This window comes from Salipiger aestuarii, from assembly GCF_003259905.1.
Taxonomy (GTDB): domain Bacteria; phylum Pseudomonadota; class Alphaproteobacteria; order Rhodobacterales; family Rhodobacteraceae; genus Salipiger; species Salipiger aestuarii.
On the sequence record NZ_QLMG01000023.1, the window covers coordinates 1 to 12,035 of the forward strand.

General features: G+C 62.4%; 11 protein-coding genes. 3 read left to right on the plus strand and 8 right to left on the minus strand.

Annotated features, from left to right (window positions below):
* Nucleotides 1-894: 894 nt before the first annotated feature.
* The 6 genes from ATI53_RS12715 to ATI53_RS12740 all read right to left on the minus strand — a co-directional run bounded on the left by ATI53_RS12715 (nt 895) and on the right by ATI53_RS12740 (nt 7,507).
* Nucleotides 895-1,674 (minus strand): SDR family NAD(P)-dependent oxidoreductase, encoded by a 780-nt coding sequence (locus tag ATI53_RS12715; RefSeq protein ID WP_034453165.1) that lies wholly within the window; start codon nt 1,672-1,674, stop codon nt 895-897.
* A gap of 78 nt (nt 1,675-1,752) precedes the next feature.
* Complete coding sequence (locus ATI53_RS12720; protein ID WP_009505957.1) at nt 1,753-3,072, minus strand: TRAP transporter large permease; 1,320 nt, start codon at nt 3,070-3,072, stop codon at nt 1,753-1,755.
* Between the two features lie 30 nt (nt 3,073-3,102).
* The gene (locus ATI53_RS12725) at nt 3,103-3,618 is read right to left on the minus strand and encodes a TRAP transporter small permease (RefSeq protein WP_009505956.1); all 516 of its coding nucleotides are present in this window, start codon (nt 3,616-3,618) and stop codon (nt 3,103-3,105) included.
* Nucleotides 3,619-3,660: 42 nt separating this feature from the next.
* Nucleotides 3,661-4,746: a C4-dicarboxylate TRAP transporter substrate-binding protein gene (locus ATI53_RS12730; protein ID WP_009505955.1), complete on the minus strand. Its 1,086-nt coding sequence runs from the start codon at nt 4,744-4,746 to the stop codon at nt 3,661-3,663.
* Between the two features lie 38 nt (nt 4,747-4,784).
* Nucleotides 4,785-6,329 carry a class I adenylate-forming enzyme family protein gene (locus tag ATI53_RS12735; protein WP_009505954.1) on the minus strand — a complete coding sequence of 515 codons (1,545 nt, stop codon included), beginning with the start codon at nt 6,327-6,329 and terminating at the stop codon, nt 4,785-4,787.
* A 5-nt stretch (nt 6,330-6,334) separates the two neighbouring features.
* Complete coding sequence (locus ATI53_RS12740) at nt 6,335-7,507, minus strand: acetyl-CoA acetyltransferase (protein ID WP_009505953.1); 1,173 nt, start codon at nt 7,505-7,507, stop codon at nt 6,335-6,337.
* Between the two features lie 113 nt (nt 7,508-7,620).
* Between ATI53_RS12740 and ATI53_RS12745 the strand changes: the two genes are divergently transcribed.
* Nucleotides 7,621-8,190, plus strand: coding sequence for a PAS and helix-turn-helix domain-containing protein (locus tag ATI53_RS12745; protein WP_051989516.1), 570 nt, complete (start codon nt 7,621-7,623; stop codon nt 8,188-8,190).
* 447 nt (nt 8,191-8,637) lie between these two features.
* Entirely contained in the window at nt 8,638-9,660 is a 1,023-nt protein-coding gene (locus tag ATI53_RS12755; RefSeq protein WP_034453164.1) for a LacI family DNA-binding transcriptional regulator, read from the plus strand.
* Between the two features lie 4 nt (nt 9,661-9,664).
* Here ATI53_RS12755 and ATI53_RS12760 read toward each other — a convergent pair whose 3' ends face one another.
* On the minus strand, nt 9,665-10,396 hold the full coding sequence (locus ATI53_RS12760) for a Crp/Fnr family transcriptional regulator (protein WP_034453180.1): 732 nt from the start codon (nt 10,394-10,396) through the stop codon (nt 9,665-9,667).
* 89 nt (nt 10,397-10,485) lie between these two features.
* Between ATI53_RS12760 and ATI53_RS12765 the strand changes: the two genes are divergently transcribed.
* Nucleotides 10,486-10,842 carry a hypothetical protein gene (locus tag ATI53_RS12765; protein ID WP_009505948.1) on the plus strand — a complete coding sequence of 119 codons (357 nt, stop codon included), beginning with the start codon at nt 10,486-10,488 and terminating at the stop codon, nt 10,840-10,842.
* Nucleotides 10,843-11,038: 196 nt separating this feature from the next.
* On the opposite strand, the gene ATI53_RS12770 is transcribed toward ATI53_RS12765, so the two are convergent.
* Complete coding sequence (locus tag ATI53_RS12770) at nt 11,039-12,028, minus strand: ABC transporter substrate-binding protein (RefSeq protein WP_111550569.1); 990 nt, start codon at nt 12,026-12,028, stop codon at nt 11,039-11,041.
* Between the last annotated feature and the right edge of the window lie 7 nt (nt 12,029-12,035).

The following is a 12,035-nucleotide window of genomic DNA, read 5'->3' on the forward strand; positions in this document are numbered from 1 at the left end:
GGGACGACGCCACGGTCAAGGATGGCGAGGGCGCAACGGCGCGCGTCATGCGCCCCACCCCAGGGTCCCGCTGCCGGTCTCTTCGTTGTTCGGGAGCCGGCCAAGCAGGTCCCGCCGCACCGGGGGAAGTGTTACGGCGCGGATGCCGAAGCTCGCCGGGCCCGTGGCCGGAGGGCGCTTGCGCCAGTAGCGATTGTCCTGACCCCCATCCATTCGCCATCGCCGGGCGCCCTGATGCCGGTGCTGCCTGTCAAAGCCTCGCTCGTCCACACTTGCCAGACCCTCCTTGTCCTGGCCAACGCTGCGGGGAGGGCAGGCGAGTGCCTCTGCCGGGCAAGTCCTGGATGCCGTGACCAACCGCTGCGTGGCACCGGCGGACGCCCCTACCTCTTCGCGGCGACGCCCCTTTTATAACGTCAACACCGGCACCGCGGCGGGCATGTGTCGGCAGCAATCGCGCTCTGGCTGCAGACGATGGCAGTCCTGGCCGCTGGTGACACCGTCGATATGGAGCGGTATGATCCGCGCGGCGCACGGGTATATCGCTGCGGATGGTATTTCAATGCAGGGGATGAAGACCGGAGAATCAATCTGGAGCGCAGAGGTCTCCAGATGGCATCGGAACCGGGTGTTTAACCACCGGAGACGAGCGAACCCTGGTCAAGTTTGACCGCGATGCGCCTTGTCCGGCCGTGATTCAGACGGCATGCTCTGAGCCCATGCGGATCAGCCGATGAGCCGATGAGCCAGGGCATGCTGTGCTTCGATGACGGGTGGTTGCAAACATCGAACGAAGGATCTGCCGGCACCGACCGCGCGCGGCGCAGCGACGATTTTCCACCGACCCGCCGAGTGACGGCGGACCGGCTTATTTAATGGGGCGCGGCCCGCGTCTTACAGTTCCAAGCCCGCGGTCTGCATCATGCCGGAGGCCAGATAGCCGCCATCCACCGGCATCGTGTGCCCATTCACATAACGGGCTTGCAGGGACGCCAGGAACACGATCGAGGGCGCGATGTCCTCGGGCTCGGCGATGAACCCCGAGGGGATCATCTTGAGAAAGTTCGCCTTGTTCTCATCGGTATAGGCTTTGGCAGTCATGCTGGTCATGGTGGTGCCCGGCGCAACCGCGTTCGCGGTGATGCCATATCGCCCCAGCTCCAGCGCCAGTTGCCGCGTCAGTTGCGCGACGGCGGCCTTGGACGTGCCATAGGCCGTCCGGCCCACGCCCGCGCGGTAGCCCGAAACCGAGGACAGGTTGACGATGCGGCCAAACCCCTTGGCTTTCATACCCTTCGTGGCCCGCTGGGCGCATTGAAAACTGCCGGTGACATTGACCGTCATCACGCGCTCGAAGTCCTCGCGGGATACGGTGTCAAAGGGTTCGACCCGCAGGATGCCCGCGCTGTTGACCAGGACAGTGACCGCCCCCTTCCATGCCTCGGCCTTGTCAAACGCCGCGTTAACCGATGACTGATCGCTCACGTCCAGTGTAACGCCCAACGCATCGCCCCCGGCAGATCTGATGCGGGAAACGGTCTCGGACATACCGTCCTCGTCGATATCGGCGACCACGACGGGAACGCCCGCCCTGCCCAGCAGCACAGCGGTAGCCCGCCCGATGCCGGACCCTCCGCCCGTCACGACTGCTGTTCCATCGTCGAATGTAAGCATCACGCTCCTCCTGTTTTCGCGGCCCGCCAACGCGCCGCTGGTCTGGGTCATCTGCGCACCCATGGCGGTTTGCCGGACTCAGTTCGCATCCATCAGATTGGGAAGCCAGGTGATGATGCCGGGAAAGCTGAAGAGGATGAGAATGGTCACGAATTCCATCGCCACGAACCACAGCGCCCCCCGGAACACGGTCGGAAGCGGTGTTTCGCGGTCGATGCCGGCGATCACATAACAGTTCAGGCCGACAGGCGGTGTGATCAGGCCGATCTCGCACATCTTGACCGTCAGGATGCCGAACCAGATCGGGTCGAAGCCCAGAGACCGCACGGTCGGGAACATGATGGGGATCGCAATCACCATCATCGAGAACGCGTCCAGAAACATGCCCAGGGGAACGAAGACCAGAAGCAGGCAACCGATGACGAGATAGGGCGGCAGGCCCGAATCCACCACCGCCTGCGCCAGCTGGTTGGGTACCTGCACCAGCGTCAGGAAGTAGGAAAAGACCCCCGCGCCAATGATGGTGAACAGGATCATCACCGTCGTGTCGATGGACGACCGGAAGCTCTCGGTGATCTTGCCCAGCATCCCCGCCTTCCACGCCCCGCGATGCGCAAGCAGCATGAGAAACGCGGCAAACGCGCCCAGCGCGCCGGCCTCGGTAGGCGTCATCAGACCAAGGTAAATCCCGCCCATCACGACGATGAAAAGCACCAGGACCTGCCAGGCCTGCGCGGTGCCGATGGCGGCCTCTCCCCAGCCCGCGCGCGGTGTCACGGCCCCCTTCGAGGCGCCCCGCTTGGCAATGAAATAAATTCCGAACATGAAGACGATCGTCGTCAGCAGGCCCGGAACGAACCCGGCGATCAGCATCTTGCCCGCCGATGTCTCGGTCAGCGCCGCGTAAAAGATCAGCAGGACGCTGGGCGGAATGAGCACGCCCAGGACACCGCCCGCCGCGACCGCCCCGGCAGAAAGCGCGGGATCGTAGCCCGCTTTCTTCATCTCGGGCAGCGCGACACTGCCGACCGTCGCGGCCGTCGCCACAGACGAGCCCGAAGTGGCGGCAAAGCCCGCGCTGGTCAGGATCGACGACATGGCAAGCCCGCCGGGAAGATGCCCGGTCCATTTGCTGGCCACGTTGAACAGCTTTTTGCCGACCTCGGCGTGATGCGCAAAGGATCCCATCAGGATGAAAAGCGGTATGATCACCAAAGTGTAGACCGCCGTGACCGAATAGGGCAGCGACTTGAGCCGGGTCAGCAGGAACGCGAAATCCTCGACCATGATGATGCCCGCGGCGCCCGACAGCGCAAGCGCGGCAAAGACCGGAACACCGGCCGCCATCAGGATGAAAATCAATGCCACCGCAATATACGGTGCAAGGGACGGGTCCATTGGAAACCTCTCAGACGGAACGCTGGCCGATCATGCCTCGGCGATGGGTTGGTGATCATCGCTCTCGTCCTGGACGAGGGCAAACGTGGCGTGGCAGATCATCTGGATCGCGGCGAACCACAGGCCAAGCGCAAGCCCGACCTTGGTCCACCAGATCGGGATCTGGGTATACCCCCAGCGGAATTCCCGGATGGACACGGAATAGACGGCCTCCTGCGTCGCGGGCCAGGCCAGCATCAGCAGGGCAAGCGCGCCACAACCCCATCCGAACGCCATGATGGCCCGGTGCGCGCGCCCGGACAGCCGCTGGGACAGAATGTTGACCCTGATATGCGCGCGGTCGCGCTGCGCCCACATCGCCCCCATGAAGACGACCATCACGAGGCTCAGCTCGGACATCTCGAAGACCCCCGAAAGGGGGTCTCCGGTCAGCCCGCGCATGATGACATCGGCGGTGATGCCGAACATCAGAAAGGCCAGGAACAGCATCGCGACCACCCCGAACAGGTTGGAGACAATTCTGAGGGTTGCCTGGATCACGTTCATGAGAATCTCCTGTCAGAACGGTCGCGACGAGCCCGGTGCGAATCAGGACCGCTTGCTGATCTCGTAGGGCCGGGGCAGAGTGCCTTCGGGATCGAATTTTGCGATCGCATCGTCGATCATCGACTGCATGGCGTCGCCGTCGACACCCGCCTGCGGAGCGACCTCTTTTTTCCACTTGTCGATCTGGGCAGGCTGGACGAGATCCCTGGCGCGCTGCTTTTCCTCGTCCGAGATGGTCGCGAACCGGACCCCTTCGGCGGTGGCCGTATCCACATAGCGCGACAGCACGTCTTCGTAGATCGACGAAAACTGGCCGCCGTAGATTTCGGAAATCAGCTCGTCCGAGACCTTGCGGACATCTTCGGGCAGATTGTCATGAACCTGCTTGTTCATGATGACCGCCGAGGGCGCGTGCGGGCCATCGCCGATATCGTAGAAATGCGGCGCGATCTCATGCAGCTTATAGGCCACGGCGGTAACAAAATCGAAGCCGTAGACACCATCGAGGATGCCGCGCTCCAGCGCGGGATAGACCTCGGGGGCCGCCATGGGGATCGCGGTACCGCCAAGCGCTTCGATGACGTCGGTGGCCACACCATAGCCACGGATCCGCTTGCCCTTGAGATCCTCAAGGCTGTTGATCGGTTCGCGCAGCACGAGGGGCGCATAGTTCCAGTTGGTCCAATAGAGTACCTTCGAGCGGTGGCGCTGCTCCCACTCGGCGCGCAGAGGCTCGAAATTGTCATAGACCTCGCGGCAGACACGCTGCAGGGCGTCGGCGCGGTTCATCCGGAAATACCACTCCAGACCGCGTGTCACCGGCAGCTCGGCCTGGTAATAGCCCGGTGCGATCAGCGTGATCTCGGATGTGCCATCGCGCGCGGCGGCCAGATGCTCGCCGACCTTGTTGAGCGAGCCGGACCAGTACCGGCGAATCTCGACCTCGCCATTGGTGCGCTTCTCCAGTTCGTCCAGATACCAGCGGTCGATCCAGGATGGGCCCGCGGAATCCGAGACATAGCTGTCGAACTTCAGGGATGTAGCCGCCGATGCGATCGACGGTGCCCCCATGATGAATGCGCCGCCAGCAGCCGCTGCACCCGTTTGCAGGAAATTTCTACGCTTCATGTGATCCTCCCGATTTGCATGAATTTACAGTGGTAGCGTCACAGCCCCTCCTCAGAGACTGCGAGGCGTTCGCGAAGGCTGGTTTTTAGAACCTTGCCGTAGCTGTTTTTTGGCAATTCAGGAACGAAAACATAGCGCTTCGGCTTTTTGAACGATGCGATTTGCGATTTGCACCAATCATCAAGTTCATTGGTCCCGCATTCCTGGCCTTCGTTGAACACGACGAAGGCCACGACCTCCTCGCCCCATTCCGGATGCGGGCATCCGATCACCGAAACTTCGAACACCTTGTCGTTGGTCAGGATCGCTTCCTCGACCTCGCGCGGATAGATGTTGGTGCCGCCCGAGATGATGACGTCCTTGGACCGGTCCGTCAGCGTCAGAAAGCCGTCGGCGTCCATGGCGCCCAGATCGCCGGTCCGCAGCCAGCCATCCACGATGGTCTCCGAGGTCGCCTTGGCGTTTTTCCAGTAACCCTTCATCACGGTATCGCCACGCACGATCACCTCGCCAACCTCGCCCACGGGTTTGTCGGTCAGGAATTCGTCGACCACGCGCACCTCGACGCAGGATTGCGCGATTCCGGTCGAGGCACGGCGCCGCTCGGCATTGGGATGCCGCGTATCGGCCACCAGATCCCGCCTCATCGCGGTGATCGTCATTGGGCTTTCGCCCTGGCCGTAGATATGGGCAAACTTGGGCCCGAACGTCGCCAGCGCCTTGTTGATATCCGCCGCGTACATCGGGCCGCCGCCATAGACGATGGTCCGGATGCCGTCGCCGCGATCGCCGGTCTGCTCGGCGTATTTCACCAGCCGCATGATCATCGTCGGGGCCGCGAAAAAGACAAGGTTGCCCAGCCTGTCGGCAAGATGCTGAATTTCGGCGGCGTCAAACCCCTTGGACTCGGGGATGACATGGCAGGCCCCCGCTCGCACGAACTGAAAATTGTAAAGCCCCGCCCCATGCGACATCGGCGCGGCATAAAGCGAATGATCCGCCGACGAGACCGTGTCGACATCCAGCGCATAGCTGGTCGCCATCATCCGCAGATTCTTGTGCGTCGCCATAACGCCCTTGGGACGGCCCGTCGTGCCAGAGGTGTAGAACAGCCACGCGACATCATCATCTGCCATCTCGGTGGGCGCTGCGTAATCGGCGACCGGGGCCGCCTTCGCAAACGTCTGGAATTCCGCCGCGCGGATACCGACTTCGAGGCACTGCGTATCAAGGTCCGTCGGGCTGGTATAGATCTCGCCCGTCTCGGTGATAACGAGCTTGGCGTCGGAATTCTCGATAATCCAGGCGGCCTCTCGCGGATGCAGCTTGTTGTTGATCGGCACGATGATGGCGCCGATCCAGAGAACACCGTAGAGCATCTCGAGGTATTCGACGCAGTTCTTGGCAAAGAGCGCAACGCGATCTCCGCGGCGAATACCGTATCGGTCCTTCAAATGCTGCCCGACAGCCCAGCTGCGAAAGGCAAACTGACGGTAATCGGCGCAAAGCGTCTCGCCAAAGCGGATGGCCGGTGCGCTCGGGCGCACGAGGCCGGTTTGATGAAGCCAGGTCGCGAGGTTCATGGGCGTCAGGCTTTTTGCGTTTCGAGGATCGAAACGTAGTTGGCCACGGCCGATCCGCCCATGTTGAACACCATCCCCAGACGGGCGCCGGGCGTTTGCATGTCGCCCGCCTGCCCCGTCAGTTGCCGGTATGACAGCGCATGCATCGAAACGCCTGTGGCGCCGACGGGATGGCCCTTGGCCTTGAGGCCGCCCGAGAGGTTCACCGGCAGCTTGCCGCCCCGGTAAACATGCCCCTCTTCCAGCGCCTTGGCACCCTGACCTTTCGGCGCCAAGCCCATCGCCTCATAGGTCAGCAGTTCGGCGATGGTGAAGCAATCGTGCACCTCGGCAAAGTCGATATCGTCCAGCGTGACGCCCGCCTCGTCCAAGGCCATGCCGAAAGCGCGCGCGGGGCCCTCGAATTCCAGAAAGTCCCGGCGCGACATCGGGATGAGATCGCTGACATGTGCCGCCGAGCGGAAACGCACCGCGCGGTCGAAACTCGCAGCGTTGTCTTCGGTCGTCATCACGATCGCGGCGGCGCCATCCGTAACCAGCGAGCAATCCGTCAGGCGCAGTGGCGGCGCAATCTCAGGGTTCTTGTTGGTGACCTGGCTTGCCTGCTCGAAGGTGAACTCCTTTTGCATATGGGCCAGCGGATTGCGCATCGCGTTCGCGTGGTTCTTGACCGAGATATGGGCCATCGCGTCCAGCGGGCTGCCATATCGGTCGGTATATTCCCTGGCGGCGACGCCGAAGACCTGTGGAAAGCTCAGCTTTTTCTCGTTTTCGTCGTTCTGGTATCCCGCCCCGGCCAGCGCGAGGGTCACGTCTTCGGTGGCGCGATGGGTCATCTTCTCGGCGCCGACGACAAGCACGATCCTCGCCTTGCCCGCCTGGATCGCGTTCATGCCCGCATGGATCGCCGCAGATCCCGATGCGCAGGCGTTCTCGGCCCGCATGGCAGGTTTGAATCGCAGCTCGGGATAGGCCTGATGGATCAGCGAAGACGCAAAACCGTCACTGACCAGGCCCGAATTGAAATGGCCGAGAAAAACCGCGTCGATCTGGCCGGGGTCGACACCCGCATCCTCGACGGCCTCGCGCGTAACCGCGACGATCATCTCCTCGAGGTTCTCGGTCAGACGCCCGAATTTCGTATGGCCAGCGCCGACGATGGAAATTGTATCAGTCATGTTTCCCCCCAATCTGGCGCACAACATGACATGCGTACGACAGACGGAATAGTCGTAGAACTACGTAGAAAGATGCGTAAGACTACGTAGGATACCGCGTAGTGGAGGCCGCCGTGATCAATACATCCACCCCCGAAAAGGCTGGGCTGCTTGGCTTTTGCGAATCGCCCGTTGCCCAGATGGTGCTTCGCTACCGGCGCGTCATCGAAAGCAACAAGGCAATCGAGCGTCTGTTCGGGTTCAGACGGGACGATCTGGTGGGGCGGTCAGTTCAACGGCTCTACCCGTCGACCGCCGATTTCGAGCGCATCGGAGAGGTCTGCGAAGCCGGTCTTCGAAGGGGCGAAAACAATTACTATGAAGACAAGCGCTTCATGCAGACCCGTGACGGACAGGTCTTCTGGGCGCGGGCACGCGGCATCACCCTGTCGCCCGAAGACCCTTTCGCGCTGATGATCTGGAGCTTTGACCGGATCGAAAAGAAGACGTACCAATCGGTGAACCTGACGCCGCGCGAACGCGAAATCGCGCCGCTGATCGGCCAGGGCCTGACGTCGAAACAGATCGGCGAGAGGCTTGGCATCTCGCACCGGACGGTCGAGACGCACCGCGCCCGGCTGATGAAGAAGTTCGGCGTGCACAATACCGCCGAGCTGGTGTCCCAGATCGTCATCGCGATCTAGACGGACGCCGACAGACCGATCCTGATCAGTGTCGCCTACCTGGCCGGGCGACGCCGAGACATGTTTTCCGGATGCATCGAACCCCATCTCGGCGGCCTCATCCCGTGCCAGCGCAACGTCTTGGCCTTCAGCCGCCAGCGGATCCGCCGCACCCTGGCGCCCGGTGACACGGGGATCATCGGCCAGCCGGTCATGCACCGGCGCCCGGCCATCGAAGACGCGGCCCGCGCCCTGACAACGGGATCTGGCGCCGGTCGCGCTTTGCGATAACGCCTTGAGCGAACGGTATCCGGTTTCAAGATCCGCGAAGCCTGGCGCATATGAAAGCGCGCAGGACCGGGGGCCGCCGCGATGCGCGAAATAGAAGCATCCTGCATTGCCGCCTTGTGCCGCGCGAGAGAAAGACTAACATCACAAGCAATTGCAAGATCCGAGGAGGCCCGCACCGTGGCAGACGACGCAACACGTCCGTTGACCCTGAGAGATGTGTCCGAGGCCTCCGGTGTTTCGGAAATGACGGTCAGCCGGGTCCTGCGCAATCGCGGGGACGTGTCCGAAGCCACTCGTGCCAAGGTTCTTCAGGCCGCAAAGGAGCTAGGATACGTGCCGAACAAGATTGCAGGAGCGTTGGCCAGCCAGCGCGTGAACCTCGTTGCCGTCATCATTCCTTCGATGCGCAACATGGTCTTTCCCGAGGTCATGGCCGGGATCTCGTCCGTGCTTGAGGATACCGAGCTTCAGCCCGTGGTCGGTGTGACCGATTACATCCCCGAAAAGGAAGAGCGTGTCCTGTACGAAATGCTGTCGTGGCGTCCTTCTGGCATCATCATCGCCGGGATCGAACACAGCGAGGCGTCCAAGGCCATGCTCAAGGCGTCGGGCATCCCGGTGATCGAGATCATGGATACCGACGGCACCCCCATCGACACCGCCGTGGGCATTTCCCATCGCCGTGCGGGCCGCGAGATGGCGAACGCCATTCTGCGGGCCGGGTATCAGAAGATCGGCTTTCTCGGCACCAAGATGCCGCTGGACTATCGCGCGCGCAAACGCTTCGAAGGTTTTACCGAGGCGCTCGCCAAGGGCGGGGTCGAGATCGCGGCACAGGAATTCTATTCCGGCGGATCGGCACTGGCCAAGGGACGCGAGATGACCGCGGCGCTGCTGCGGCAGGAACCCGAACTGGATTTCATCTACTATTCCAACGACATGATCGGCGCGGGTGGTTTGCTGTACCTGCTGGAACAGGGACGCAACATTCCCGGCGATATCGGGCTTGCGGGCTTCAACGGGGTCGAACTGCTTCAGGGACTGCCCAAGAAGCTGGCGACGATGGATGCCTGCCGCACCGAGATCGGCGTGAAGGCGGCCGAAATCATCGCCGCGCGGGTCAACGACCCCAACGCGGCCTTCGACAAGATCATCGAGATGACGCCCAAGATCGCCTACGGCGATACGCTGCGCCGCTGAGCCCTCACAGGTAGGGGCGTTTCTGCACCGACTCCAGCTCGGCCACGGCAAGCTGCGCAAGGGCTTCTGGATCGGGCACGCTCAGCTCGCGGTTGGCCCAATCCGCAACACCTTTTGCGCGCAGCTTTGCCAGCGTCTTGTTGGTGTGGACAAGCGACAGCCCCAGCGCATCCGCAAGGTCCTGCTGGCGGAACGGCAGCGGCACCCGCGCGTCGCTGCCGATTCCCAGCCCCCGAAGCCGCTGGTACAGCCGCAGCAAGGCCCAGGCCACACGCTCCGTGCCGGTGCGCTGGCCGATGGTGGTGATGGTTTCGCCCAGAAAATGTTCTTCGGCAGCGGCGATCCAGGTCAGATCGTAACCCAGTTCGGGCTGCGTCCGGTATAGCGACCAGATGTCTTCACGTCGAAAGACGCAGAGCCGCATGGCTGTAACCGCTTCGATCGAATGGTTCATTTCCCCCATGACGCTGGCCTGAAGCCCCAGCAGATCCCCCGGCATGACAAAGTTTATCACCTGCCGCCGCCCGTCCGGCAGCGATTTGTCGCGCAGGCCCATACCCTCAAGCACCGTGTAGAATTGTGGCGCGCTGGACCCTTCCAGCAGGATCTGCGTGCCCGCCTCGACCGCCATTTCCCCGGCGCGGAATTTCGTCAGAAACCTGCGGTGCTCTTCGGTGTGCTGCATCAGTGTTTCGCACTTGGACAGCGGGCAGGCGCGGCAAGAAACGGTTTTCATCAAAAATCCAGTCGGCCGGTATGTCATAGTTTAATGCCCTTTCGTCCGATTCGTTCCAATACACCCTCATGGCTACGAAGAAGATAGAAATGCACGATACGACGGCCCTGAACCCGACTTTTCTGATCTGGATCACCGATATGATCGTCGCCGAGGATGTGTCTGGCATCCTGCTGGACGCGTGTCCGCAGGCCAGGGTCCTGTGCGCGGAGTCGCCCGAAAGCGCCCCGCCCCAGCTGACGCCCGATTGCGGGCCGCTCGTGGCCATTGTGCAGATGGCGCCCGAAGCGGTGAGGGACACCCCCCTGGGGCAGGCGCTGACGCGGGCCGGAGCGCGGATCGTTCTTTTGGGCAACGCAGCCGAAGAACGCGGACAGGCCGCGGGGTTTGCCGTTCTGGAGCGCCCGTTCCGGTCGATGGATCTGCTGGCGCTGATCGCGGACTAAGCAAGGGCGATCAACTTTCATCGGGCTGACATGGCGCTGTCATACCGCGCCTTTAGGCTGCGCCTTGTCTCGCAGGTAACCAGTGAGATTTTTCCAGCCGCGTCCCCGAAGCCGCAGGCTCGCATCATTTCAAAGACCTCTTTCAGAACGCATACGGGGTGGCCTGCCGGTCACCCCGCTTTCGTATCACACGGGCTTATTGCAGCGCCGCGTCGGTGATGGCGTGGGTCCAGGCGGCCTCGCCCGGATTCGCGGTAATCACCGGATCGGCGCCGGCGGACAGCAGCACATCGACCGTGCGGTCGAAATCCGCCGGATCAAGCGCACCGTTTGACCCTGCGGTCAGCTTGGCGACCTCGCCCATCATGCGTTTCTGGTGCTTTTCGGTCTGCGCCCCGGTGTCGTCATTTTCCAGCACGATCTCGGCGGCCTCGTCGGGGTTGGATTCGGCGTATTTCCAGCCCTTCATCGACGCACGCACAAAGCGCGTCAGCTTGTCGACCATCTCGGGGTCGTCGAGGTTGTCTTCGGTGGTGTAAAGCCCGTCTTCAAGGGTCGAAATCCCCTCGTCCTCGTATTTCATCACCACGAGGTCTTCCGGCGTCAGCCCCGCGTCGATGACCTGCCAATATTCGTTGTAGGTCATGGTGGTGGCGCAATCGACCTGCTTTTGCAGCAGCGGGTCGACGTTGAAGTTGATCTTCTGGATGGTCACGCCGCCTTCGGACCCGTCGGTGGCATAGCCCAGTTTCGACATCCAGGAATACAGCGGCAGCTCGTTGCCAAAGAACCAGGTGCCCAGCGTGTGGCCGGGGAAATCGGCGGGGGTTTCCACGCCGTTTTCCTTGAGACAGGTCAGCATCAGGCCGGACGATTTGAACGGCTGCGCGATATTGACGATGGGCGCACCGTTTTCGCGTGCCGCCAGCGCCGAGGGCAGCCAGTCGACCATCACATCCGCGCCGCCGCCCAGCAGCACCTGCACCGGGGCGATATCGGGGCCACCCGGCTTGATGGTCACGTCCAGGTCCTCTTCGTCATAGAACCCCTTTTCGGCAGCCACATAATAGCCCGCGAACTGCGCCTGCGTCACCCATTTGAGCTGAAGCGTCAGCTCGTCGGCGGCCTGGGCGGTGCCTGCTGCCAGTGTCAGCGCGGCAACGGCGGAAAGCTTGAAGGTGGTCATGGTCGTC